This window comes from Mesorhizobium robiniae (genome assembly GCF_040545535.1).
Taxonomy (GTDB): domain Bacteria; phylum Pseudomonadota; class Alphaproteobacteria; order Rhizobiales; family Rhizobiaceae; genus Mesorhizobium; species Mesorhizobium robiniae.
Genome location: NZ_JBEPMC010000002.1, coordinates 216,076 through 241,892, shown reverse-complemented (window position 1 = coordinate 241,892; position 25,817 = coordinate 216,076). Strand labels below are relative to the sequence as shown.

The 25,817-nt window shown below is 62.7% G+C and carries 24 protein-coding genes; 14 read left to right on the top strand and 10 right to left on the bottom strand.

Going from position 1 to position 25,817, the window contains the following annotated elements; translation table 11 throughout:
- Positions 1-12 precede the first annotated feature (12 nt).
- From ABID19_RS05505 to ABID19_RS05450, 12 genes are all read left to right on the top strand, one after another.
- Entirely contained in the window at positions 13-924 is a 912-nt protein-coding gene (locus tag ABID19_RS05505) for a dihydrodipicolinate synthase family protein (protein ID WP_354488649.1), read from the top strand.
- An 85-nt stretch (positions 925-1,009) separates the two neighbouring features.
- Positions 1,010-2,509 (top strand): aldehyde dehydrogenase family protein, encoded by a 1,500-nt coding sequence (locus tag ABID19_RS05500; RefSeq protein ID WP_354488647.1) that lies wholly within the window; start codon positions 1,010-1,012, stop codon positions 2,507-2,509.
- Between the two features lie 54 nt (positions 2,510-2,563).
- Positions 2,564-4,201: a choline dehydrogenase gene (locus tag ABID19_RS05495; protein ID WP_354488645.1), complete on the top strand. Its 1,638-nt coding sequence runs from the start codon at positions 2,564-2,566 to the stop codon at positions 4,199-4,201.
- A 77-nt stretch (positions 4,202-4,278) separates the two neighbouring features.
- The gene (locus ABID19_RS05490) at positions 4,279-4,959 is read left to right on the top strand and encodes a GntR family transcriptional regulator (protein WP_354488643.1); all 681 of its coding nucleotides are present in this window, start codon (positions 4,279-4,281) and stop codon (positions 4,957-4,959) included.
- 224 nt (positions 4,960-5,183) lie between these two features.
- Positions 5,184-6,338, top strand: coding sequence for an ABC transporter substrate-binding protein (locus ABID19_RS05485; protein ID WP_354488641.1), 1,155 nt, complete (start codon positions 5,184-5,186; stop codon positions 6,336-6,338).
- Between the two features lie 142 nt (positions 6,339-6,480).
- Positions 6,481-7,401 (top strand): ABC transporter permease, encoded by a 921-nt coding sequence (locus ABID19_RS05480; protein ID WP_354488639.1) that lies wholly within the window; start codon positions 6,481-6,483, stop codon positions 7,399-7,401.
- Between the two features lie 4 nt (positions 7,402-7,405).
- A complete protein-coding gene (locus ABID19_RS05475) occupies positions 7,406-8,194 on the top strand; it encodes an ABC transporter permease (protein ID WP_354488637.1) in 789 nt (262 codons plus the stop codon).
- A gap of 12 nt (positions 8,195-8,206) precedes the next feature.
- A complete protein-coding gene (locus ABID19_RS05470; protein ID WP_354488636.1) occupies positions 8,207-9,292 on the top strand; it encodes an ABC transporter ATP-binding protein in 1,086 nt (361 codons plus the stop codon).
- 287 nt (positions 9,293-9,579) lie between these two features.
- On the top strand, positions 9,580-12,258 hold the full coding sequence (locus ABID19_RS05465; protein ID WP_354488634.1) for an ATP-binding protein: 2,679 nt from the start codon (positions 9,580-9,582) through the stop codon (positions 12,256-12,258).
- Positions 12,259-12,424: 166 nt separating this feature from the next.
- Positions 12,425-12,805 carry a hypothetical protein gene (locus ABID19_RS05460; RefSeq protein WP_354488633.1) on the top strand — a complete coding sequence of 127 codons (381 nt, stop codon included), beginning with the start codon at positions 12,425-12,427 and terminating at the stop codon, positions 12,803-12,805.
- 141 nt (positions 12,806-12,946) lie between these two features.
- On the top strand, positions 12,947-13,315 hold the full coding sequence (locus ABID19_RS05455; protein ID WP_354488631.1) for a hypothetical protein: 369 nt from the start codon (positions 12,947-12,949) through the stop codon (positions 13,313-13,315).
- A gap of 179 nt (positions 13,316-13,494) precedes the next feature.
- Positions 13,495-14,121, top strand: coding sequence for a LysE family translocator (locus ABID19_RS05450; protein ID WP_354488630.1), 627 nt, complete (start codon positions 13,495-13,497; stop codon positions 14,119-14,121).
- A gap of 168 nt (positions 14,122-14,289) precedes the next feature.
- On the opposite strand, the gene ABID19_RS05445 is transcribed toward ABID19_RS05450, so the two are convergent.
- The 8 genes from ABID19_RS05445 to ABID19_RS05410 form a co-directional block, all read right to left on the bottom strand.
- Positions 14,290-15,180: an SRPBCC family protein gene (locus ABID19_RS05445; protein ID WP_354488629.1), complete on the bottom strand. Its 891-nt coding sequence runs from the start codon at positions 15,178-15,180 to the stop codon at positions 14,290-14,292.
- Positions 15,110-15,700: a helix-turn-helix domain-containing protein gene (locus ABID19_RS05440; RefSeq protein ID WP_354488627.1), complete on the bottom strand. Its 591-nt coding sequence runs from the start codon at positions 15,698-15,700 to the stop codon at positions 15,110-15,112. The genes ABID19_RS05445 and ABID19_RS05440 overlap by 71 nt, the downstream gene beginning before the upstream one ends.
- A 171-nt stretch (positions 15,701-15,871) precedes the next feature.
- Positions 15,872-16,804 (bottom strand): nucleoside hydrolase, encoded by a 933-nt coding sequence (locus ABID19_RS05435; RefSeq protein ID WP_354488626.1) that lies wholly within the window; start codon positions 16,802-16,804, stop codon positions 15,872-15,874.
- Positions 16,805-16,815: 11 nt separating this feature from the next.
- Positions 16,816-17,829 (bottom strand): nucleoside hydrolase, encoded by a 1,014-nt coding sequence (locus ABID19_RS05430; RefSeq protein ID WP_354488625.1) that lies wholly within the window; start codon positions 17,827-17,829, stop codon positions 16,816-16,818.
- 11 nt (positions 17,830-17,840) lie between these two features.
- Positions 17,841-18,827: an ABC transporter permease gene (locus tag ABID19_RS05425; RefSeq protein WP_354488623.1), complete on the bottom strand. Its 987-nt coding sequence runs from the start codon at positions 18,825-18,827 to the stop codon at positions 17,841-17,843.
- Positions 18,815-19,858: an ABC transporter permease gene (locus tag ABID19_RS05420; RefSeq protein WP_354488622.1), complete on the bottom strand. Its 1,044-nt coding sequence runs from the start codon at positions 19,856-19,858 to the stop codon at positions 18,815-18,817. Before ABID19_RS05420 ends, ABID19_RS05425 begins: the two co-directional genes overlap by 13 nt.
- A 13-nt stretch (positions 19,859-19,871) precedes the next feature.
- Complete coding sequence (locus ABID19_RS05415) at positions 19,872-21,398, bottom strand: ABC transporter ATP-binding protein (RefSeq protein ID WP_354489471.1); 1,527 nt, start codon at positions 21,396-21,398, stop codon at positions 19,872-19,874.
- Positions 21,399-21,576: 178 nt separating this feature from the next.
- A complete protein-coding gene (locus ABID19_RS05410; RefSeq protein ID WP_354488620.1) occupies positions 21,577-22,581 on the bottom strand; it encodes a BMP family lipoprotein in 1,005 nt (334 codons plus the stop codon).
- Between the two features lie 250 nt (positions 22,582-22,831).
- Here ABID19_RS05410 and ABID19_RS05405 point away from each other — a divergent pair, with 250 nt between their 5' ends.
- Both ABID19_RS05405 and ABID19_RS05400 read left to right on the top strand, forming a co-directional pair.
- On the top strand, positions 22,832-23,416 hold the full coding sequence (locus tag ABID19_RS05405; RefSeq protein WP_354488618.1) for an amino acid synthesis family protein: 585 nt from the start codon (positions 22,832-22,834) through the stop codon (positions 23,414-23,416).
- The gene (locus tag ABID19_RS05400) at positions 23,413-23,997 is read left to right on the top strand and encodes an amino acid synthesis family protein (RefSeq protein ID WP_354488616.1); all 585 of its coding nucleotides are present in this window, start codon (positions 23,413-23,415) and stop codon (positions 23,995-23,997) included. The genes ABID19_RS05405 and ABID19_RS05400 overlap by 4 nt, the downstream gene beginning before the upstream one ends.
- 6 nt (positions 23,998-24,003) lie before the next feature.
- Here ABID19_RS05400 and ABID19_RS05395 read toward each other — a convergent pair whose 3' ends face one another.
- The gene (locus ABID19_RS05395) at positions 24,004-25,191 is read right to left on the bottom strand and encodes an amidohydrolase family protein (RefSeq protein WP_354488615.1); all 1,188 of its coding nucleotides are present in this window, start codon (positions 25,189-25,191) and stop codon (positions 24,004-24,006) included.
- A gap of 44 nt (positions 25,192-25,235) precedes the next feature.
- Entirely contained in the window at positions 25,236-25,787 is a 552-nt protein-coding gene (locus ABID19_RS05390) for a MarR family winged helix-turn-helix transcriptional regulator (RefSeq protein ID WP_354488614.1), read from the bottom strand.
- Between the last annotated feature and the right edge of the window lie 30 nt (positions 25,788-25,817).

Here is a 25,817-nt window from a genome sequence, read left to right as displayed (position 1 = left end):
AGAGACCAGACGATGACGCATTGGCAGGGGGTATTCCCGGCGGTTACGACCAAGCTCGACCAGGACGGTTCGATCAATCTCGAAGCGACGAAGGCAAGCATCAACCGTCTGATCGACAATGGCGTTTCCGGCATCATCGTCCTGCCGATGCTCGGCGAGAATGCGTCGCTGCTGCCGCAGGAGAAGGAAGCCGTCATCCGGGCTGCAAAGGAAGCCATTGCCGGCCGCGTTCCGCTTCTCTCCGGCTTGGCCGAGATTTCGACCGCAGGCGCGGTCGCCAGCGCCCGCAAGTTCCAGGATTACGGCGCCGAAGGGCTGATGGTTTTCCCGAGCCTCGGCTACAAGACCGACCCGCGCGAGACGGCGGAATGGTACAAGGCGATCGCCGGCGCCAGCGACCTGCCAATCATGATCTACAACAACCCGATCGCCTATGGCGTCGATGTTACGCCCGCCGTCCTCGAGGTGCTGGCCGATTGCCCGACCATCGTGGCGGTCAAGGAAGAGACCGGCGACGTGCGCCGCGTTACCGACATGTTCATCGCGCTGGGCAATCGCTTCGACATCTTTTGCGGCGTCGACGACCAGATCGTCGAGAGCATGTCGCTCGGCGCCACGGGCTGGGTTTCGGGCATGACCAATGCCTGGCCGAAGGAATGCGTCCAGATTTTCAACCTGTGCGCGGCCGGGAATTTTGCCGCGGCACGCGACCTCTATCGCGTCATGACGCCGTCCTTCCACCTCGATACGCATGTGAAGCTCGTTCAATACATCAAAATGGCCGAGCACCTCGTCTACGGCGCGCCCGAATGGACCAGGGCGCCGCGACTGCCGCTGACCGGCGAGGAGCGCGAGCGCGTCATCGCCACGATCACCGCAACGATCGAACAGCTCAAGCAGATGCAGTCACGCCGGGCTGCCTGATCTCACGCCAACGTCTGGGTCGAGGGGCAAAGCTCCGCGTCGGTTGCGCTTCCAAGCCGCAGCCGATGTGTCAGGGATGGACTGTATGGATAAAGTTCCAATGTTCGGCGTGTCCGACCTGAAGCAGACGCGCGATATGGCGCGGCGGCTGGACACTTCCTGGATCGGCGGCGGCTTTTCACGCGACGGCGGCTCCGAGATCGCAAACATCATGTCTCCCTTCGACGGGGAGACGATCAGCGAGGTCGCCTTTGCCAGCGAGAGGCAGGTAGATCTCGCGGTGCAGGCTGCCCGTACGGCGCTGACGGCGGATTGGGGCGGGATGGGGCACGAAGGGCGTGCGGCGTTGATCCGTGCGCTGGCGGACGCCATCGAAAAAAATCGGCTCGAATTGGCGCTTCTCGAAAGCCTCGACGTCGGCAAGCCGATCCTGCATTCCTACAATGACGATGTGCCGACGACGATCGGCGTGCTGCGCTGGTATGCCAGCCTGACCGAAACCGCCTACGATCTCAGCCCTGCCCGTCGCAAGGGCGTGCTCAGCCAGATCGTGCGCGAGCCGCAAGGCGTGGTCGGCATCGTCCTGCCCTGGAATTACCCGCTGACCACGCTGGCGCTGAAGATCGGCCCGGCGCTGGCCGCCGGCAACACGGTCGTCTGCAAGCCGGCCGACGATACGCCGCTCACCACGCTGCGGCTGGCGGAATTGGCGATCGAAGCGGGTTTCCCGGCTGGCGTCATCAATGTCGTGCCCGGCACCGGCGCGGTTGCCGGAAAGGCGCTGGGCCTGCATGGCGATGTGTCGGCGATCAACTTCACCGGCTCGACCGCTACCGGACGGCGCTTTCTGCACTATTCGGCCGATTCGAACCTGAAGGAAATTTCGCTGGAATGCGGCGGCAAGAATCCTGCCATCATCCTGCCTGACGTCAAATCGCTCGACCGTTTCGCAGACGAAATTTCGACCGGCTTTCTGATGAATTCCGGCCAGCTCTGTTCGTCGATATCGAGGGTTCTCGCTCCGCGCACGCTGGAAGCCGATCTTCGCGACATGCTTGTCGCGAAAATGAAGGAATGGCCGATCGGCGATCCGTTCGATCCGGCTACGCGCATCGGGCCGCTGGTCAGCGACGTCCATGCGGCCAAGGTCAATCGCGCCATCGACGTCGAGAAGCAGCGCAACAATGATTTCAGCGAGTCGGCAGCCGAAGTCACGGGCGCGTCGCCACGCCTGACAAAGCCGGTGGTGTTCTTCGACGTCGCCGAAAATGCCGATGCCTGGAGAGAGGAAATTTTCGGGCCGGTTTTGTCCGTCAGGTTCTACGATGAATTGGATGATGCCGTTCGCAGCGCCAATGACACGCAATATGGCCTGAGTGCTTATGTCTTCGGCGAGAATCCAGACGCAATTGGCGAGGCATCGGCCACGCTCGACGCAGGATTCGTGGCGATCAACGCCTTCTGCGAGGGCGACTTCACGACGCCGTTCGGCGGCTTCAAGACGTCCGGCTTCGGCGGCAAGGACAAAGGCATTCATTCGCTCGACCAGTATTCCCGGACCAAAAGCATCTGGTGGGCGACATAGGAACTCAGCCTGGCCCGAAACAACCGCCCAGGTGCAAGTGAAGGTAAGTTCGACATGGCTTCCAAGGCGTATGACTACATCGTCGTCGGGGCAGGTGCCGCCGGTTCGATCGTCGCCGCCAGGCTAGGCGAGGACAAGAGCGTTCGGGTGCTGGTGCTGGAGGCCGGCCCGAGCGACAATTCCATCTACGTTCGAATGCCGGCCGCCATGTCCTACCCGCTGACCGACCAGCGCCGGACCTGGAGTTTCGAGACAGGACCCGAGGCCGCGCTCGGCGAGCGCATGATCACGCATGTCAGGGGCAAGATGCTGGGCGGCTCCGGGTCGCTCAACGGCATGGTCTACGTCCGCGGCAATCCGCGCGACTTCGACGGCTGGGCGCAGGACGGTCTGCCGGATTGGTCGTATGCGCATTGCCTGCCCTATTTCAAGAGGCTGGAGACTTACGACAAGGGCGCCAATGCCTATCGGGGCGGCGATGGGCCCATAGCGATCACGACGCTCAAGGGCGATCTGCCGGTCTTCAAGGCGTTTCTCGAGGCTGGCCAACAGGCCGGCCATCCACTCAATCCTGACTACAATGCCTATCGCCAGGAAGGCGTCCATATCTACCAGGCAAATATCGACAGAGGCGTGCGGGCGAGCGGCGGCAGGGCCTATCTCAGGCCGGCCATGCGCAGGGGCAATGTCGAGCTGAAACTGAACGCGCTGGTGCATCGGGTTAATTTCGACGGCAAGCGCGCGGTCGGCGTTACCTACGAGACGGATGGCGCGGTCCACACCGTCGAAGCCGGACGCGAGGTGGTGCTGTGCGGTGGCGCCTTCAACTCGCCGCAGCTTTTGCTGCTGTCGGGCGTCGGTCGCTCAGACGAACTGGGCAGTCTGGGCATCAAGTCCGTCGCGGACGTGCCAGGTGTCGGCAAGGGGCTGGTCGACCATGTCGCCGTTTCGGTGCGTTACAGGGCATCGCGTCGGGGTGTCTCCCCTGCCATGGACCTGAACATGTTCAAGATGGGCCTGATCGGCGCGCAATGGCTGTTCCTGCGCTCCGGGCTCGGCGTGACAAATCTTTGGGAAGTCGGCACGTTCTTCAAGAGCAGTGCGGCTGCCGATTATGCCAACATCCAGCACGAATTTCTGCCGATGCTGGGCGAACTCATGCACGGCAAGGTCAATATCGAGGAGGGGTTCCAATACCAGACCTGCCTGATGCGGCCTAAGAGCCGAGGCGCCGTTACGCTGAAATCAGCTGACCCGCGGATGCATCCGTCGATCGTTTCCAATTACCTCGCGCATCCGCAAGACCAGCGGGATCTGATCGACGGCGTGCGTCACACCGACGAGATCATCCAGCAGCGCGCCTGGGACGGCATGCGCGGGCAAGCCTTGACGCCTGGGCTCAGAACGATGCCCGATGCCGAAGTGCTTGCCTGGCTAAAGGAAAACCTCGGCACGCAATACCACCCCTGCTCGACCTGCCGTATGGGCGTCGACGACATGTCGGTGGTCGACGCCAACGGAAAGGTGCACGAGACCGAGGGATTGCGTGTCATCGATGCATCGGTCATGCCGCGTATCACCAGCGGCAATTTGCACTGCCCGACGATGATGATTGCGGAAAAGCTTGTCGACCGCGTGCGCGGGCACGCGCCGCTGTCGCCAGAGGCGGCTGAGTATGCGGATCAGCGTTGATGCAATGCCGACATTGGACCTCAAGGAAATATTGGATACGATCCTGCGACAAGTAGAACGATTCTGAAAGCGCCGCTATGCCGACACCGCCTAAGCCTCTGTTGCAGCGCCAGACCGTAACCGCGATGGTGGCGGAATATATAGCCGCCAAAATTATTGGCGGCGATTATCCCGGCGGCCATCAGATCCGCCAGGAAGCGATTGCGGCCGAGTTGGGCGTCAGCCGGATTCCGGTGCGCGAGGCGCTTCTGCAACTGGAAGCCGAAGGTCTTGTTGTCATCAGGACGCATCGTGGCGCAGTCGTTTCCGATCTGTCGGCTGACGATGCGATCGACCTGTTCGACGCACGGCTTCTGCTGGAACCCTTCCTCGTCAAAAAGGCCATAGCGCGCCTATCCAATCAGGACATCGCCAATGCCGAGCGGGCGCTTCAGGATTACGAGGCTGCTATCGCCAGAGGCGATCCGAAGGAGCTTAGCCGTCTCAACTGGGCCTTTCACACGGCGCTGCTCGAACCGTCGATGCGGCCGCGTTCGATGGCGGTGCTTCAAACGCTCTACAGTTCGGCGGATCGCTATCTGCGCCTGCAGATCGAACCGTTGAAGGCGCAGACCAAAGCGCTGCAGGAGCATCGTGACATTTTTGAAGCCTATCGCCGGCGTGACGCGGTCGAGACATCGAGACTGCTCAAGAAGCATGTCGCCGATGCGGCCGATGAGATCGTCAGCCAGCTGAAGCGGGGCGAAGCAGCCGGCTGATCCTGCTTCAGCTGTATCGGCCTTTTTGTAGCGTCGAATCCTCCCTCCAAATCGACTGACGCGATTGCAGCCGAGCTGGATGGCCGGGACGCCTCCGCAAAATCTCCACAAGACATTAGAAGCCGAGCGGTAACGGACGATTTCGTTTGACTCCGATGATTATTGTATCCAATATCCTGTAAAGCAAGATTGTCGAAGCTGCCAACAAAAAAGGGGAACTCACCATGGCGCGCAAAGCAGGAGACGAGGTCAATACGGGCTTGTTCACGTCAGCAATCAGCAGGAGAGCCGCTCTTGCCGGGATGGCCGGCCTGGGAGCCGGGGCATTCCTGTTGAGACTGTCCTCGCTGCCTGCGCAGGCCGCCGCGGGCGGCGAACTCCAGGTCATGGCCTGGGAAGGCTATGACCTGACCAACGAGCTTTCTGACTGGCGCAAGGCAAATGGCGTGACGGTGGAGGCTACCTCGATCGCCAACCAGGATGACGTCCAGGCAAAGTTCGTGGCCGGCAACCCGCCGCCTATCGATCTGGCCGAATACAATCAGGCCTATGCCGATCTCTACATCAGGGAAATGAAGATCGTAAATCCGATCGATATGTCGAAGGTGCCGAACTACAATGCCGACAATCTCTTCGGCCAGTTTTACGACCAGCCGACATGGTTCGCCGACGGGCAACATTGGGGATCGCCTTATATCTGGGGCTTCAATACGATCCTGTTCAATGCCGACAAGCTGGCCAAGCCGGCATCCTATGCCGATCTGCTCGATCCCTCGCTCAAGGGCAAGATCGCCATCATGGACGACACGGTAAGCTCCTGGCCGGTGGCTGCGCGCGTTGCCGGCTTCGGTGACAAATATCCGCTGCTGACCAAAGACGAGCTCGGCAAGACTTTCCAGGAATTCTCCAAGTACCGCGCTCAGGCCCGCGTCATCGCCCTCAACCAGGGCGAGCTTGTCAACCTCATGGTTTCCGGCGAGGTCGTAGCAGCCCTTTGCGCCGATCCCTCGATCATCACGCAGACGGACCAGCAGAACATGAAGATCGAGATGGCCATTCCAAAGGAAGGTCCGATCCTGTGGGTGGACGCCTGGTTCATTCCGGTTTCGGCGGACAATATCGAGGCCGCTCACGCCTTCATCAACCAGTCACTCGATCCCGCGGTGCAGGCCAAGGTTGCCATGGCTGTAGTCCAGGCTCCGGTTTCCAGGAAGGCGGTCGCACTGCTTGATGAGAAGTCGCGCAGCCGCATCGACTATGACGCCATCGACACGATGTTCGCAGCCGGCCTGCCCGGCATTCCGCCGCGGGCGTCCGACACCCATGCCACCTATGACGACTGGATCGCGGCGTGGCAGGAATTCAAGGCAGGGATGTAGATATTCCCCGTTTCAACAGGTTGAATTGAGAATGGCTGTCGGCGTTGTTGCCGATAGCGCGTTCTTGCGTGGGATCGGTCCATGAAGGCATCAAGAATTACCGCATCGGCCCGAAAATCGCACTCGATCTTCGGAAAGCACGATGCGTAGATTTAAAGTGTTAGAGCGTCCTTTGCGCGTCCAAAAGGACGCGCGGCGCTCTAATATGGGCGGGCTGCTGGCGGCGCCCGCCGTTCTGTACATGGTCGTGTTTTTCGTCGTTCCGAGCCTGATCCTGTTCGTCTACAGTTTCTGGACGGCGGCCTCGTACAAGATCGTGCCGGACTTCGTGTTTTCGAACTATCTGAACTCGCTGATGTCGCCGCTGTTCTGGACGGTGACGATCAACGCCATCTTGATCGGGCTGGTCACGGCATCGATCACGCTGATACTGGCGATCCCGGTCGGCTATTACCTCGTCTATGTCAGCCGCTCCCAGGTCATTCTCTATCTCATCCTGATCACCTGGTTCTCCAGCTACCTCGTCCGCATCTATGCCTGGCGCACCTTGCTTGGCACCAGCGGCGTCCTCAACACCATTTTGATCCAGGCCGGCATCGTCGACACCCCGGTCGGGGTATTCCTGTTCAGCCGCTTTGCGGTCGCGATCACGCTGATCCACATTTACCTGCCATTCTGCATCCTGCTGGTGGTGTCGTCGCTCAGCGAGATCAAGAAGGATCTTGTCGACGCCGCGCGCGACCTTGGCGCCTCTCCGCTCGGGGCCTTCTTCCGCGTCATCGCGCCCAACGCCGCCAACGGCCTGGTCGGCGCCTTCATGCTGACCTTCGTCATGGTTGCGGGCGACTATGTGACGCCGCAGATGCTGGGCGGCTCGTCGGGCCAGACGACGGGGCTGCTGATCGCCGATCAGTTCCGCAAGACCGGAAACTGGCCGCTGGGGGCTGCCCAGGCCTTCCTAATGTTTCTGGTGTCGATCGTCATTTACTTCGCCGTGATGGGGCTTGGGCGCGCGACAGGCCTCGTCGTGAAGCGCCGGCCTGCAAAGAAAGCGGGAGCGTAGCGCAGTGGTGCTCAAATTGGTGGTCTGGTCGATCCTGGCTTTCTTGCTAATGCCACTGATGATCATCGTTCTCTTCTCTTTTCACGCGAGCCCTTCGCTGTCCTTTCCTTTTGCCGGCTTCAGCCTGCGCTGGTACGCTGATGTGCTCGGCAATGCCCAACTCGGCTCGGCTTTGGTCAAGAGCCTCACCGTCGCCGGCTTCACCGCCTTGATCACGCTGGTCCTCGGGGCGGCCGCCTCGCTTGCCTGGCTTCGCCTGGGGCATCGGGGCCGCGCCTTGCTGGAGGTGCTGTGCCTGACACCGATCGCACTGCCTGGCCTCTTCGTCGGCGTTTCGCTTCTGGTGCTGTTCGCGCAAGCCCGCGTCCAACTCTCGACGGTTACCATCATCATCTCGCATGTGGTGCTGGCCCTGCCCATCCTGATCGTGGCGATGCGCGCCAGGCTTGCTCTGTTCGACCCATCGCTGGAGGAAGCATCGCGCGACCTCGGCGCCAGCCAGATGCAGACCTTCGGCAAGGTGACGCTGCCTCTGATTGCACCGACCCTGATCGCCTCGGCCATATTGGCGTTTGCGGTGTCGTTCGACGAGTTCGTCGTGACCTCCTTCGTCGCCGGCACCGAGACGACGCTGCCCATGTATATCTGGTCGATGATGCGCCGCACTGTCACGCCGCTCATCAACGCCATTTCCACGCTGGCGCTGGCCTTCTCCATCGCCATCCTCTTCATCGCCTGGCTCATCGGCCATCTGCGCAGAAGATCGGCCGTCGCCGGCCGCACCGTGTCATAAGGATCGACAGGCATGACAATCCGCCCGCCCGTGATCGAGATCACCGCGGCTCAGAAAATGTTCGGCTCGTTTCAGGCGCTGAACGACATAGACCTGTCCATCGAACAGGGCGAGATCGTCACGTTGCTTGGTCCCAGCGGCTGCGGCAAGACGACCCTGATGCGGCTCATAGCAGGCTTCGAGACAGTGACTGCGGGTACCGTCAAGATCGACGGCAAGGATTGTGCCGACCAGCCGCCCGAGCGGCGGCCCGTGAACATGGTCTTCCAGCGCTATGCACTCTTTCCGCATCTCGACGTGTTCGAGAACGTCGCCTTCGGCCTCAAGGTCAAGGGCACGCCGAAGGCGGAAATTCGCGAGCGGGTCCAGCGCATGCTGCACATTGTGCAGCTCGACAGCTTCGCCAACCGCTATATCAACGAGTTGAGCGGCGGCCAAAGTCAGCGTGTGGCGCTCGCCCGGGCGCTCGTCAATGGTCCGAAAGTCCTGCTGCTCGACGAGCCGCTTGCCGCGCTCGATCTGAAAATCCGCCAGCACATGCTGGTCGAGATGAAGCGCATTCACGCCGAGACCGGCGCCACCTTCGTCTACGTCACGCACGACCAGGACGAGGCGATGATCCTGTCGGACCGCGTCGTTCTCATGGAGAAGGGCCGCATCGTGCAGATCGACCGGCCCGAAATCATGTACGCAGCACCAAAGTCGTTGTTCGCCGCCAAATTCCTCGGCGAAACCAATTTGTTTGAGGCGACGATGGCAAGCGACGATGCTTCCGGCATGACCGCCATCACTGGATCGGGGCTCCGCTTTCACAGCACTACCGTTCCCGCCGGTGAATTGCGCGGCAAGGTGATCGTCTCAATCCGACCGGAGTCCTTCCGCTTCAACAGGGACAACGACACCACGCAATCGGCGATGGGGCGGGTTGAGGATGTCATCTTCATCGGCAGCAGGTCGTTCTATACAATCTGCCTGGCTGACGGCGCCCGCGTTCGCGTTCAGGTCCAACGGAGTACCCGCACAAGCCTGCCGAAACCGGGTGAGACGGCAGAAATTTTCTGGGACGCCGAAAATGTCGTCATCCTTCCGCAATCCTGATTGCCGGCTGTCGATCAGATCCGCGGGAGACCAGCCGAAGCAACTTGGCCTGCCGGCAGTCATTTTCACGATGCGAGCAAACTGCCCCAGGCAGCGTTTAGCGCCTGAACCGACGGGTCTTCCTCGGCGGCGGTATCAGGGTATCCTGGCGCAGTTGGCGGCTGTGTAGGATGTGATTCGAGCCGAAATAGACGAAAATTGTCAGGCCGATCAATCCACGTGAAATGACGTTGTTGCACTCGGGGTCTACTGCTGTACCTTCGAAGCTTATGGAGGCGTGAGCTTTTATGCTGCTTGAGCGAGAGGGGCCGCTTGGAATTTTGTTGGCCAGGGCCGAGAGAGCTGCAGCCGGACACGGCGGCACCGTGTTGGTGGACGGCGAAGCGGGCGTCGGCAAGACTTCCCTCCTGCGCGAATTCGCGGAAAGCGCCGACGGGAACTACCGGATTCTATGGGGTTGGTGCGAGGCGCTCTTCACACCCCGTCCGCTCGGTCCTCTTCAGGACATGGCGCATCTGCTAGACCTCCGCGTGGCGGCGCTGCTCGAGGAGACCGCCGCGCCGGAGCGGCTTTTTCCGGCGTTGTTGAACGCGCTTCAGCACACCAGGGGCACGACCGTGCTCATTTTCGAGGACATGCATTGGGCCGACAATGCGACACTTGACCTGGTAAGATACCTCGGTCGCCGCGTCTCCCTGCTGCGCACGATGCTGGTGCTCAGCATGCGCAGAGACGAGATCAGTGCCGATCATCCTCTGACCCACGTGCTCGGCGATCTTCCGTCCGCCTCGGTGCGCCGCGTGACGCTGGAACCGCTGTCGCCCCAGGCGGTGACGGTGCTGGCCGAGCAGGCCGGCCGCTCCGTCGACGGGCTTTATCGCATCACCGAGGGCAATCCCTTCTTCGTAACAGAACTCCTGTCCAGCAGTGAGGCCGAACCGGGGCGCGTGCCCGATTCCATACGCGACGCGGTCTGGTCGCGCCTGGCGCGCCTGACCCCGGGAGAGCGCGAGGTGCTGGAGGTCATGAGCATCATGCCGGGCAGCGTTGAGCCGTGGTTGATCCGGGCACTTCTCGGAGACGAGACCGAAGTTCTCGTGGATCAGTGCGTGGGGCGGGGATTGCTGCGGCGGGATGCTCAGGGCGCGCTGACGTTTCGCCACGAGCTTGCCAGGGAAGCTACGCTCGACCGGCTTGCCCCGTCGGTCCAACGGTCGCTGCATGCGAAAGTCGAAGCGGCACTCTCCGAACTTCCGCCGGCGCAGGCAAGCGCCCTGTTGTCGCGACGGGTGCACCATGCCGGAGGCGCCGACAACGGCGAACGCGTCCTGGAGCTTGCACCGCAGGCCGCCGGCCAGGCCGCGCGCCTGGGCGCGCATAGAGAGGCGGCTTCACATCTGGCGACCGCACTCAGATACGTTTCAGAGGCTCCATCGGCGCTGGCCGCCCAGCTTTGTGAAGACTGGGCCTACGAGGCGGGCCTGTCACAGTTCGTCTACGACGAAATCATCGAGGCACGGCATCGCGCCATTGCGATCTGGCGGGAGCTTGGTCGCATCGACAAGGTCGGGGCCAATCTGCGCTGGCTGTCGCGTCTCCACTGGCGCCGCGGAGAGGGTCAGGAGGCGGAAGACTACGCGGATCAGGCCGTGCGCGAAGTGGAGAACCTACCGCCAGGACCGGAGCTGGCAATGGCCTACAGCACGCGCTCGCAGCTGCACATGCTGCACTATCGCTTCGACGAGGCGATCGAGTGGGGGGAGCGCGCGATCAGCTTGGCGGACCGGTTTGGTGAGGTCGAGACACGCGTCCACGCCTTGAACAATGTCGGCACAGCGCTGATGTTCGCCGACCGCCCGGGCGGTCGTGAGCGGCTGGAGGAAAGCCTTGCACTGGCGCTCGATCACGGGTTTCACGACCATGCGTCGCGAGCCTATACGAACTTCTCCGAATGCGCGGTGGTGGCCAAGGACTTCGCCTTGGCCGAGCGGCTGCTCGCCGAAGGGATTGCCCACTGCGCCAGGCACGACCTCGATTCGGCGGCGCAATACCTGCTCGGCAGGCAGGCACAGCTTCGCACCGAGCAGGGGCGCTTTCGCGAAGCCGAGACGATTGCCCAGGGCGTCATGAGTCTGGAGCGGCTGCCGATGGTGATGCACCTGCCGGCACTGACGGAACTCGGCAGGGTGAGGGTCCGCCTGGGCGAGCCTGATGGCCCGGCGTTGCTGGAGCAGGCGCTCCAGGAGGGTCTGACGACCGGCGAGGCTCAACGTGTCATACCGGTTCGCTTGGCGCTGGCCGAGGCTGCCTGGCTTGCTGAGGAGCCCGGCGCCAGCCGGGAGCCGCTGACGGCGCTTGCCGAAATGGATCTCGACAATTTCCGCCCGTGGGATATCGGCGAACTTGCAGTCTGGTGGCAGCGCTGCGGAATGGCGGGATCGCTGCCGGTGCCGATCGCCCGCATTCCTTTGCCGCAAGCTTTGGAACTCCGCGGCGACCCCATGGCGGCCTCGGCCGAATGGTCCCGCCTGGGTCTTCCCTATGAATCAGCGCTCGCCCTTATGCAGGTTCGCGGAAACGATGCCGGCGCGGCGCTGGCCCGCGCCGTGACCACATTCGAGGGCGTCGAAGCGCGCCCCGCCGCAGCGCTGGCACGAAAGCTGGCGCAGCGCATCGGGGCTGCCAATCAGCTGCCGAAGCAGCGTCGGGGTCCGTACACAGTGGCCAGGCAGCATCCACTGGGCCTGACGAGGCAAGAACAACAGGTGCTCACAATGATTGCTCAAGGTTTGGGCAACAAGGAGGCGGCACGGCGCCTTTCGCGCTCGCCGCGGACAGTCGAGCACCAGGTTTCCGCCGTGCTCGGCAAATTCAACGCAGCAAACCGGATGGAAATTCTGCTCCGCCTTCGCGGCGAGCCCTGGCTTTTGCCGCCGACAGGCGCACTGCAAGCCGGTGAAAATTAGGCAAGCCCGTGAAAACTAGGCAAGCTTGCGAAAACTAGGAAATCAGCTGCTGGGAAACTAGGTGACCGTACCGATGTGCGTGGGTCCCGCCGCGTGCAGGATGAGTTCATGAGTTTGGAACGGACTGCCTAGCAGTCCATGAGCTCGCCAATCGGAGGGAACAGCAATGGTCAGATATTCTACTGCATTTGCAGCGGTCTTGCTCGCCACCACGGGCATCGCCGCAGCCTCGGAACTTGCGCCGGGGAACGGCCACAGCATCCGTCTCGGCCACGTCAAGGGTGCCGTCTATTACACGGTCGAGCAGGGCGGCTACCGGGTCGTTGCAACTCTGGCTTCCAGGGCCGATGCAGTGCCGATGCGGTTCGTCTCCACGCTCGGACCGGGGCAACGCATGATGATCTCCGTGCCTCAAGCCGTCGGCCAGCCATCTCTCGATTTGGAGATCATGCGGGACGGCGCCACGGTTCTCGTGAGCGAGCCCGCCGCCACTCCGACGGCTGATCCGATGGAACAAGCATCGATCCAAGGCGCTCTCAACCGGTGAGCCGGTAGTATCAGCCGCTCAGTGCGGTCTCGACGGGCGAGGCGATGCAGGCCAGCCGAGTCCTCCGTCGCGAACGGCCCGGCAGACCAAACCTGGCGACCGCCGCCCATCGAGTGCTTCCCCAGAGTCCATGAGGTTCCCATGACCAGGATCGAAATGGCGCTCCTCGCCTTCACTTCATTCAATGCGGTTCGTGTTCTTGCATACTTTCCTCAGATGGCGGCCATTATCCGGGATACGAACGGTGCGACTGCGGTCTCTTATTGGACCTGGAGCCTTTTCGCCGCATCGCATCTTTCCACCGTCGTTTACGCCCTCGTAGCGGTGGGGGACTGGCAGATGGTGACGGTGTTCGCGATCAACGCCGTTTGCTGCATCGTCATCATCCTGCTCACGTTTCACAAGCGTCGCGAGCATCGCAGCCACCACCAACCGGATGGCGATGCGGATCCCGAACGCACTCAGCCCGAGGCCCTCAACCGCTTTCCCACCGCTTGGCGAACGTCGTGAAACCTCGGTGCGCCGCATACAACAACGCTTAGTCCCCGAAGCGCCAGAACCGCACGAAAATTGGGTAATTCCGCAAAGCAAGAACATGCCCGCGAAACCATTCGCCCATGGGGCGCCGATTTGCGCACCCGCCAGCCCGCTTCGGGTAGCGGTGGACGCAACAATCAGGGAGGGGTGCCATGTCAAGCTCGCTTCTTTTGTCGACGGCGATGCTCCAATTCCTGGCGGCCTACACGGTGATCACAATCACGCCTGGGCCGATCGGACTGGCTACCGGCAGCCTCGCCTCGCTGCATGGCTTCGGCAGGACGATCCCGCTGCTGGCGGGCATCGGCGCCGGAACCGCCGTTCTGGCGGTCCTGGTGGCGTTTGGCGCCGTTCACCTTGCTGCCTCCCTGTCGATGCCGACTGTCAAGATCGCAGGGGCGGCAGTCCTTGGCTGGATGGCACTGCGCATCGCCAGAACAGCGCCGCCTGCCACGGACGAAACGCCTCACAAACGGCAGGCCGGCTTGTTCGCCGGAGGGTTTCTCATCAGCTTTCTTTCGCCTGAAGCCGCCACTTTCTTCGCGGTCGCCTTCATGGGGCTGATGCTGCCGATCCAGAACCCGAGCGAGATGCTCCTGGTGGCGGCCGTCGTCGCGATCTTCGACATTGGCTGGTACGGGTTTCTGGCCATTGTCCTTTCGCGTCCGGCCGTGCGCGCTGCCGCAATGCGGCGTCACCGCGTTATCTGCCGGGTGGCGGGTGCCGTGCTCGCCATCCTGGCTGTCGTCACAGCTCTGTCCGCCTTTCAGTCCACCTGAGGAGCTACGCACGGCTATGCCGTCGGTCGGGAAGTTGCGCAGGATGTTTACCATTGGGGAACTGTCACTGAATGGCCACTAAGAGATTCCGGGTCGTTCTTTCAGGCACTTGGCCGAAATGGATTGGCGATACGCAGCCATTCACAGCAGAGTTCATCGGGCCATCCGTCAGCCCGGATGCTTGAAAGTTTCGCCAAACCAGTTCCGCCACTTAGGCTCGCTCTCCGCGGCGCGCTGCTCCGCGTCGTCGCCATAAAGATACAGGGCCATACTGGCATTTGCGCCGCCGTCGGAGCCGTGGGTTCCGATCAGGGCGATGCCGGGAGCAGGCGTATTCAGGCGCAGCATGATAAAGCGCTGCTTGTCGTCCTGCCGCACGCATTCGACTATGCCGGACAATCTCTCCGGCTGTTGCGGGCCCTCCCGCTCCTCGCCGACATTCGCGCCGGCGAGACCGAGCGTCTCGGTGAGCCGCCTCCAAATCGAGAGCTGGTCGGCCTCCGTGCTGGTCATGACGATGAAGCTGGCGGCCTTTTCGCCGGCGAAGTGCGAAAGGTAAACGCGCAGCACCTCGAAAAAGCCGGGCCAGCCGCCCTCGAATCCTTCCAATTGATCGTCCCAATCGTCGGTTGAGGCAAACAGTGAATGGATCATGCGAACAACGCAGCGATCACCCGACCGGCTGGTCACGGTGATCTCTGTTGCGACGGGCGGTGCCCCTTCGCTCCAGTCGCGTTCGACATAGCCGAAACGGAACGGCGGCTCCCAGATCGTCACTTCGCCGGTGGAGGCTCCATTTGGGCCGAAGTCGAAATGAAGCGCGCCGCCGACATGTTCTTCGATCCTGGTTTTTGTGAACCAGGCAGTGTTACCGGGACCTGTCGCCATTGCCCGCCACACCTGCTCGGGTGTCCCGGGCGCAATGAACTCCATCTCGACCCAGCGTTTGCCGGTTTCGTCTTTCTTGATTGGCATGGGAAACTCCTTTTCAGGGTTTGGCGTCGCCAGGGGCGGGATAGGACGCCACCACGAGCCGATGCGGCCGCCCGCCCAGCGCACTCTCGTCGTGATAACGAGCCGCGAGCGCAGCTACGGCCTTGGTGAGGTCGGCAGTGAAAGCCGCGCGATCGGCGGGCGATCTGAACCGGATCACCGTGTCGATCGAAAGCGTCGCGAGACGCTTGTCGCTTTGGCGGGCGGTCCGCCACAAGCCACCGACTTCGCGAATGATACGCGCCGCCAAGGCGATGAGATAACTGGCCGAAAGACGATCGTTGGTGCGTTCCGGATCGACCGCAATAGGACCCAACGCCGCCGGTGAGACGACATACGAAGCTGCGGTTGCGACCATCAGGCGTTCGGTCAGGCCGCCCCATTGACGTTCCTCAGCCGGCTCGACCAGCTTGCAGTCTTCCAGCGCCCGCAAATGATAGTTCACTCTCTGCCGCGTGAGGCCGAGCCGACCAGCAAGCGAGGCGGCCGACGCAGGTGCCGCAAGCTCCTGGAGTAGGAGGGTTTTCATCGGATCCAGGGCCAGCGCTGCCGCTGCCGGCAGCTCAATGACGTCGAGCTCAAGCATTCTCTTTTGTTGCATTGACAAAATATTTTGTCAATGCCGTGGCGACGAACGGTCAAGAGGCAGCTATGGCGCGTATTGCCTTGTCAGCAGCGCGCTCGATCCATGAAGGATGAAGGCGGACAGAGCGACCTGAGACACCGAGTCGGGCTTAGCGCCTTGGCGCCGCCCAGCCTAATCCCGCAGCAGATCGAACATCAGTTTGAAGAAGCGGTCCGCATCGACTTCGTGCGCAATGCGCGCATTGTCCTTTTCGCCACGCTCGCCCCAAAAATCGGCAACGGTCGCGCCGAATGCGTAGGTGCCCGACAGATTGACGCCGATGTGAGCGGGGCGCGTGCGCACCAGCGTCGGGTCGATAGCCAGCGCCAGCACCAGAGGATCGTGCATCGCCCCACCGACGCCCATCGAATTGCGGTGCAGCTTCTCGTAGAACAGCAGCCAGTCGTTGACGAGCCGGCCGAGCGGCGTGTCGATCGTCGCGAGCTCGGCATATTGCGGCGCCTCGATCAGCACCTGCATGGTGACATCGAGGCCGACCATCAGGATCGGCACACTACTGTCCAGGACGATCTTCAGCGCCTCCGGGTCGCAGAAGGCATTGAACTCGGTCGGCGTGATGATCTCGCTCTTGCGGTAGAACACGCCGCCCATCCAGATCAGTTCCTTGATCTTGGGCAGCACGTCGCGATGCTTGAGGATCAGAAGGCCGATATTGGTCAGCGGTCCGGTGGCGACGAGCAGGATCGGCTCGGGCGCGGCGCGCAATGTGTCGGCGAGGAAATCGACCGCATGCTGCTTGACCGGTTTGATCGTCGCCTGCGGCAGATAGGGCGAGCCTTCCAGACCGCTTGGCCCGTCGGCGGTGCCGAGCACCAAGGGCCGCGCCAATGGACGATGGCAGCCCTGCGCCACCGGCACGTCGCCGGCGCCGATGAATTCGAGGATCCGCAGCGCGTTGGCGGTTGTCTTTTCGACTTCGGCATTGCCGCAGGTCGTGGTGACGCCGAGCAGTTTGATGGCCGGTGAGCGATGCGCCATGACCAGCGCGATGGCGTCATCGTGACCCGGGTCGCAATCGAACAGGATGGGAGTTGCAGTGGTCATCGTATCGTCCCTCACGCCGCCCGCTCGTACTGCGCGACAGTCTGTTTGAACATGTCGAGGAAGCGCCGCCCGTCGAGGTCGGTGCAGATGCGGGTGGTCTTCGGTCCGCCGCCGGGCAGCAATTGCCGGCCGCGATAGGCAACGGTCTGTCCGCGCGCTATACGCCCGTCCAGCACGACGTCGACGAAAAGCGGCTCGGTCGTCGTGGCAAGGCCTGGATCGAAAGCCAGCGCCACGGTGATCACGTCGTCCATCGGGAACCCGACAAGGTCGAAGAATTCGCGCCAGATGTCGATGTAGATCGGAAAGCTGTCGGCGATCATTTCGAGAACGGGATTGTCCATGGCGCCAGCCTGCATGTCCGCGAGGTCGTCGCGCGTCAGCATCGAGGCGGCGACGCGGTTGTCCTCGCAGATGTCGAGCGGCACGAGGATCTTGTCGACATCGGCGTTCAGCACGATGCGCGAGGCCTCCGGGTCGGCCCAGATGTTGTATTCTGACAGCGGCGTGATGTTGCCGGGCGTTTGAAAATTGCCGCCGAGCACCAGCAGGCGCTTGAGCGCCTCCGTCAGGCGGGGCTCCTGCAGCAACGCCATCGCTGCATTGGTCAGCGGACCTGTCGTCACCAGCGTGATCTCGCCGGGATTTGCCATCACCGTTTCGATGATGAAGTCGACCGCGTGCCCAGGCGTTGCCTGGCGCGACGGGGTTGACGCCGGCGGGTTGAATTTCTTCAGGCGGTCGCCGAAGCGGGCGACGAGCCGCTTTTCGAAATGGACCGGCGCTTCCATGTCGGCCTTGGCGTTGCCGACGATCGGCCGCCATGCCCCGGCGTGAACCGGGATATCGTCGCGTCCGGCAAGCGCCAGCGTGTTGAGGACGACATTGGTGACCTGCTCGATCGGCCCGGCAGCACCGGTCACGGTGGTCACCCCTTCGAGCCGAAGATTTGGATTGGCCGCGGCAAACAGCACGGCGAGAATGTCGTCGCCTGCAGAATCCACGTCGAGGATTATGCGTTCCATGGATGGTTCCTTCATGAGGGATGTTTGCCGTCAGGCCCGGGATTCTTATCCACCGACAGCAGCCTTTGCATCGAAGCCAGCGTCTCCATGATGATCCTTGGCCGCGCCCGGTAGGAGAGGGCGAACAGCGCCGTGAGCGCGACGACATAAGGAACTGTGAGAACCAGGTAGGACGGAAAGCCGAACGTCTGCAGGCGCAGCGAAAAGGCATCGGCGAAGCCGAACAGCAGGCAGCCGGCCAGCACCTTGAGCGGATCGCCGTTGGAGAAGATCAGGATTGCGACCGCCATGAAGCCGCGGCCCGACGACATATTCTCGGTGAACATGGTGATGTAGCCGAGCGACAGATGCGCGCCGGCCAGCCCCGCCAGCAATCCGCACAGCAGCGACGCGATATAGCGGACGCGCGTGATCGAAATGCCGAGCGCCTCGGCGGCCTCGGGTTTCTCGCCGACGACGCGGATGTAAAGCCCGAGGCGGGTGCGGTTGTAGAACAGCACCAGCAGCGGCACCGCGATGAAGGCGACATAGACGATCGGCGTGAAGCCGGAGATCAGCGATACCCATGAACCGAGAAGGTCGCGGGCGCCGGGTATCTGGATTTTCGGCAGGCCGACGATACCTTGACCGACGATGGAGCCTCGCGTGCCGAAGATCGCCTTCATCAGCGAGATCGTCATGCCGCCGGCAAGGATGTTGAGCGCCAGCCCGACGACCACTTCATTGGCGCGGAAACTCACCACCAGAACCGCAAAAACCAGGGCAAAGGCGAGCGCTGCCACTACGCCGCAGGCGACCCCCAGCAGCGCGGAACCCGTCCAGATCGAGCCGAGGACGGCGAAGAAGGCGCCTGCCAGCATCTGCCCTTCGAGGCCGATGTTGAAAATACCGGCCTTGGTGGTGAACGAGCCGCCGAGCGCGACCAGGAGAATGGGCGCGGTGGTGCGAAGCGTCGCGGCGATCAGTGCGACATTGACGAGCTTGTCTAGAATTTCCATCGCCGCTCCCCAGCCTGGCTGTCGCCGCGGCGCCTGACCAGAACCTGCGCCGAGACGCTGAGTATGATCAGCGCCTGGATCACGGTTATGATCTCGCGCGACGCGCCAGTGTCGACCTCGAGCAGCAGCGATCCGTTGCGCAAGGCGCCGAAGAACAGCGCGGTGAAGATGGTGGCGACCGGCGAGCCATTGGCGAGTAGAGCAGCAATCAGGCCGTCGAAGCCGAAACCGGGAGCAAAACCTTCCATGAAGCGGTGATGGACGCCGAGCGTCTCGACGCCACCGGCCAGTCCGCCAATGGCGCCCGAAAGCAGCAGGACGACAAAGCCCTGCCGTTTCACGTTGATGCCGCCATATTCAGCGAATTTCGGCGCCGAGCCGACCATCGTCACGCCATAGCCCCAGCTGGTATAGCGGAAGACAAGTGCCGCGCCGATCGCCAGCACCAGACCGATGACCAGGCCCCAGTTCAGCCGCGAGAAGTCAAAGATCCCGGGCAGATAGGCTGTCGGCAGGATCGGCGGCGTCTCCGACCAGCCACCCGGCCGCTTGAACAGGAAGATGGTGAAATAGGAGGTGAGGAGCACCGCGACGTAATTCGACAGGATCGTTGAGACGACTTCGTTGGTGTTGTAGCGGGCGCGGAAATAGGCGGGGATGGCGACCCAGGCAGCACCCGCCACGACCGCGAGCGCCAGCGCTGCCAGCATGTGAATGCCCGCGGGCAGCGGAAAGGCGAAGCCGACCCATGCGGCAGCAAAGCCGCCGAGGAAAAGCTGGCCTTCGATGCCGACGTTGAACATGCCGCCCCGCAGGCCGACGCAGGCAGCGATGCCGCAGATCAGGATCGGCGTCGTCTGCAGCAAGGTGCCGGCAATCTTTGCCTGGTCGCCGAAGGCACCACGCAACAGCGTCATGAAGACACGGACAGGGCTTTCGCCGACCATGAGGATGATGATCGCGCCCATGAGCAGCGCTACGGCGACGGCTATGATCTGGCCGGAAACGGCACGCAAGCTGTCGTTCATCATGAAGACTCCGGCATCATGCAGTTTCCGCGGCGAATTCCGGCACGGCCACGCCTGCCATCATCATGCCGATGCGGTCCTCGTCGGCATCGTCGCCGGCGACCTCGCCCATGATCCGCCCGTTGAACATCACCAGGATGCGATCGGCAAGGGCGGCAAGTTCGTCGAGCTGCACGGAAATCAGCAGGATGGCGCGGCCGGCGGCGCGTTGGCGCATGATCTCGCCATGAATGGCTTCCTGCGCTCCGATGTCGACACCGCGCGTCGGCTGATCGATCAGCAGGAAGTCGGCGCCGTTGGTGAATTCGCGCGCCAGAACGACCTTCTGGATGTTGCCGCCCGAAAGCCGCTTGACGGCATCGCCTGATCCTTGTGCGCGAATATCGAAATCCCTGATCAGCTTGGAGGCGTTTTGGCCGATGGCGTTCCAGTGGAGCAGGCCACTGCTGCTCCACGGCGCGCGATGCTGGCGGCCCATCAGCATGTTTGCCGCAATCGAAGCATTGCGATCGACTCCGCGGACCATTCGATCGCCCGGAACATGCGCCAAGCCGGCCTCGCGAATTTCGGCGGGCGAGAGGGTGGCGAGGTTGCGGCCCTTCAGCTGGGCTACGCCATGGCTTGCCGGCCGCAGGCCCGAAAGCACCTCCGCCAGCTCCGTCTGGCCATTGCCCGCGACGCCGGCGATCCCCACCACCTCGCCGGAACGGACCTTGAAGCTGACGTTGCGCACCGCCGGCAGGCGGCGGTCGTCACGAGCCCAAAGTTCTTTGACCTCGAGGACCACCTCGCCGTGCTGCGGTTCGCGCGGACGGCGATCGAAGCTGACCTCGCGGCCGACCATCATGCGCACCAGTTCGTCCTTGCTGAGCTCAACTGTTGGGCGCGTCGCCACCCTCCTGCCGTTGCGCAGCACCGTCACGGTGTCCGAGACCTCCATCACCTCTTCCAGGTGGTGTGAGATGAAGATCACCGTCATGCCATCCGCCACGAAGCTGCGCAGCGTCTGGAACAGCTCACGGCTCTCCTGTGGCGTCAGCACCGCGGTTGGCTCGTCGAGAATGATGGTGCGCGCGCCGCGCACCAGCACCTTCAGGATCTCGATGCGTTGCTCTATGCCGACCGAGAGCAGTCCGACGCGCTCGGTCGGATCGACCCGCAGCCCGAAACGCTCCGACAGTTCGCGCGTGCGCGCAATCTGCGCGGCGTGATCGATCAGCCCATGGCGGCGGATCTCCATGCCGAGAAAAACATTGTCGGCAACCGAGAGCGAGGGAACTAGCTTGAAATGCTGATGCACCATGCCGAGACCGGCCTTGATGGCGACGGCCGGGTCGGCGACCACCGTCTCCTCGTCGTTCAGTCGGATTGAGCCTTCGTCGGGTTGCAGGAGGCCGAACAGGATGTTCATCAGTGTTGTCTTGCCGGCGCCGTTCTCGCCGATGATGGCGTGGATTTCGCCCCTGCGCACGGCAAGGTCGATGCCGTCATTGGCAACGAAGGCGCCAAAACGTTTGGTGATGCCCGTCAACGCGACGGCCATCCCAGCGACATTGGGGCCGGCAACATTGGCGCCGGCAGCATTGTTGCCGGCATTGTGAAGGGTCGGCGACCCCGGCACGTTCGACACCTTGCTTCTCGCAAATTGGACGCTGATCCGTCGCGGCAAGCCGCAGCGGATCAGCGTAGCGCTTTCCTGGGAGGATGCGCTGTTGTTGTTCCTACTTCGCCTTGGCAATCTCGATCTTGCCGTCGAGAATGGCTTTCTTGATCTCGTCCAGCTTCGTCGTCACGTCCGCCGGGATCGTCGGGGCGATATCGTCGCAGACCTTGACCTCGACGCCGCCCGAAGCCAGGTCGAAGGTGTGGGTGCCGGCGGTGACCTTGCGGCCCTCGACTTCGTCCTTGATCAGCGTGTAGACGGCGATGTCGCCGCGCTTCAGCATGCTTGCAAGCACGTTCCCGGGGGCCGTGCCGCACATGTCGATGTCGACGCCGATCGAGTATTTGTCGACCGCAGCACTTGCCTGCATCACGCCTTCGCCTGTCGGGCCGGCGACGTTGTAGACGATGTCGGCGCCCTGGCCGTAAAGCGCCTGGGCAAGTTCGCTGCCCTTCGCCGGATCGTCGAAGGTTCCGGCGAAGACGGAGTTCACCTTGACGTCGGGCGCGGCATATTTCGCGCCTTGCTCGTAGCCGCCGAGGAAGTTGCGGATCACGGGGATATCACGGCCGCCGACGAAGCCGATCGCCATGCCGTCGCCGATCTTGGGGAATTCGCTGCCCTTGGCCTCGATCATGCCGGCGAGCGCGCCGGCGACGAAGGATCCCTGCTCTTCCGCGAAATTGGCATAGATCATGTTGGGGTCGTCGAGCACGCCGTCGATAAATACGAAGCGCTGGTCGGGATAGGCTTTGCTGACCTTCTGCAACGAGTCCACCAGCTCCCAGCCCATCACGAAGATGAGGTCATACTGCTTGGCCTTGGCCAGGTTCTCGAACTGCTCCTCGTAGTCGAGCGCGCGATTGCCGGTGTCGACCAGCTTGAGGTCGATGCCGAAGTCGGTCTTGGCCTTGTTGAGGCCGTTGACGATGGAGACACCGAAGCCTTGTGCAAAATACCCCGAGATGGCGGCCACGGACACCTTGTCCTGTGCCGCGGCGGATCCGAACGACATGGCAAGCATCGTGCCGGCCATGAACAAACTTTTGAGCGCCCTTTTCATGTCATTCCCCTTCAGCTTTTTCAGCTTTTGAAGCCATGCCTTGACCACCCGCTTGTATGCCGAGACAACGGCTATTTCGTTGATGGTCATATGAGTTTATGAGCGGCCCCGCAGGCTGTCAATCGTCATCCGGTGCAGTTTCGTCGTGCCTTTTCTCGTCCCCTCCATGTCGAAGCTTGACAAATCCCGGCAAGGGATAATTGTTGGTACTCTAACGAGTTTGCGTGAACGACGAAATAAGGAGCGGACAATGCCGGCTGTGGTCGTCAGGAAATTTCTGGTTCAGGTCGAGGAGATCTTCCATGAGGGCGGGCCACCTGCGACACGCCCGCTCAAGCGCGGTGCGATCGTCGCTATTATCGCCAATCCTTTTGCCGGGCGGTATGTCGAGGAAATCACCGGCTTCATGGACGATCTGAAGCCGCTCGGTCTCGACATGGCGCGACGCTTGATCGATGCCATCGGCGACGGCGCCTCGGCAATCGAAGGCTATGGCAAGGGCGCCATCGTCGGTGCTGCCGGTGAGCTCGAACACGGTGCGCTCTGGCATAACCCCGGGGGCTACGCGATGCGAGAGTTGCTCGGAAACGCGAGGGCAATCGTGCCTTCGACCAAGAAGGTCGGCGGCCCCGGAACCCGGATCGACATTCCGATCACGCACATCAATGCCTCTTACGTGCGCAGCCATTTCGATGCGATCGAGGTCGGTATCACCGATGCGCCCCGCGCAGACGAGATGGCGGTCATCCTGGCGATGACGACAGGCGCGCGCGTTCATGCGCGGGTGGGCGGCCTTGCCGCCGCTGACATCAAGGGTGAGGACGGATTGAGATGAGCGCAGAAATCCGCCGGATCATCACCATCGTCGAGGAAACCCTGATCGAGGGCGGGCGTCCCGTCGATCCACCGACCCGCCGCGCGGCGGCCGTAGCCGTGATCCGCAACCCCTATGCCGGGACCTATGTCGAAGATCTGTCGATGCTGAGCGACATCGGCGAAGCGCTGGGCGACGTCCTGCCGAAGCGCGCGGTCGCCGCTCTCGGCATTCCCGGCGACCGGATCGAAAGCTTCGGCAAGGCAGCCGCCGTCGGCGCCGACGGCGAACTCGAGCATGCCGCCGCCATCCTTCATCCCAAGCTCGGCGCCCCGTTTCGCGGTGTGCTCGGCAAGGGTGCCGCGCTCATTCCCTCGTCGAAGAAACGTGGCGGTCTCGGCGTGCCGCTCGACATTCCGCTCGGCCACAAGGATGCGGCACGGGTGCGCAGCCATTTCGACGGCATGGAGGTTCGCATTCCCGATGCGCCACGTGCCGACGAGATCGTCGTCGCCATCGCGGTGACCGATTCCGGCAGGCCGCATCCGCGCGTTGGCGGGCTGACCAAGGACAAGATCATTGGCAAGGATGGCGTCAGCTAAACGTCGCTATCCCTGAATAACTTCAGGAACCCTTATTGCCGGCGGGGTGTTGCGGCTTCGACGGGTCTGTACCACGCCGTCGATGACGACCATTCCGATTCCCGGAAGGTTCCCCTGCGCCACGCTGTCGAGCATCCCGTCTCCGGCGCCGCCGATCGCCTGGTCGATGAAGATCAGGTCGGCGGCGCGGCCGACTTCGATCATGCCGCGATCATGCAATCCGCGGACGCGCGCCGTGTTGCCGCTGGCAAAGCAGAACGCCACTTCCGGCGCGACGCCGCCCAGCGAAGCCAGCATGGTGAGGATCCGCAGGATGCCGAGCGGCTGCACGCCGGATCCGGCCGGGCTGTCGGTGCCGACGATGATGCGGGAAAGTTCGCCGCGCTGCCTGGCGAGGTCGAGCACGAACAGTCCGGTCCGTAGATTGCCGTTGTGGACGATTTCCAGCGCCCGCGAGCCATTCTCGCAGATCTGCCGGATTTCCGCTTCGGGCAGTGCCGTCGGGCCGCCATTGACGTGCGCGACAATGTCGGCGTCGACCTCCAGCACGACCTCCGCACCGATGCGGCCGGAGCCGGGCAGAGACGGGCCGCCGGTGTGGGTCATCGAGGTCATGCCGTATTTACGCGCCCACGCGACCATCTGCCGGCCGGTCGGCCCGTCCTTGACGCCGCCGAGGCCGACCTCGCCGACGAGCGTCACGCCGGCTTCGGCGAGAGTGCGGAAATCCTCCTCGACCAGGCCGGGTTCCAGGATCGGCGCGCCGGCCAGTATCTTCATGCCGCTCGGGCGAAAATTGGAAAAGGTCCTCTGCGCCGCGATGGCCAGCGCCTTCAAGCCAACCAGATCGCGCGGACGGCCCGGCGTGTGGACCTCTCCCGCGGAGATCATGGTGGTGACCCCGCCATGCACAGTCGAATCCATCCAGCCGATCTGGTTCTGCCGCGGCGTCCAGTCGCCGGCCACCGGATGGACGTGATTGTCGATGAGGCCCGGAGCGACCGCGCAGCCCATTGCGTCGATCACAACGCCGGCAGCACTGGTATCAAGCGCGCCGGCTTTGCCGATCGCGGTGATCTTGCCGTCGACCGCGACGATCGTGTCGGCGTCGAGGATCGGACGGCCGAGATCGCCTGAGAGGACAAGGCCGATGTTGCGCACGACAAGCGTGTTGGATTTCGGGTCGAGCGACATCGGCACCTCGTCTGTTATCTCAGGGGAATGTTTCGGGACGCGCGTTATTTCCCGCCGTCGCCATTCGATGGATCGTCGTCATTGATGCGGTTGAGCAGGCGAAGCAGCGTCGCCTGTTCGGCGGGCGAAAGCGGCGACAGAAATCGCCGCCCGACTTCGACGCTGCGCTCAAGCCGGTCGAGTGTGTATCTGGTGCCCTTGTCGGTCAGCGCGATCATCGACAGGCGCTGGTCCGTATCGGAAGCGCTGCGGGTGATTAGTCCGTTCTTGAGAAGTTTGCGAACGACGATGCTGATGGTCGAGGGGTCCATCGCGGTCAGCCGTCCCAAATGGTTCTGCGAGACCTCGCCATGCTTGAGTATGGTGGCGAGGGCGGCGAATTGCGTCGGTGAAAGATCCTCGCCGGCCATGACTTGCTGGAAGCGCAGCGTTGCGCGCTGGTGTGCCCGGCGGATCACGTGCGCCGGATGACGGTCCAGCTCGTAGCCGGTCTTGGCATATCGCTGCAGCACTTGTTCGCGGCTCAGCGGCTTGGAACTGTCGCCCGGCCCTTTGGGTGCCGCACTTTCGGGTTGCGATTCGATGTCAGTCGTCACGCCGGGACTCCTCTGGTCGCTATCTCGGAT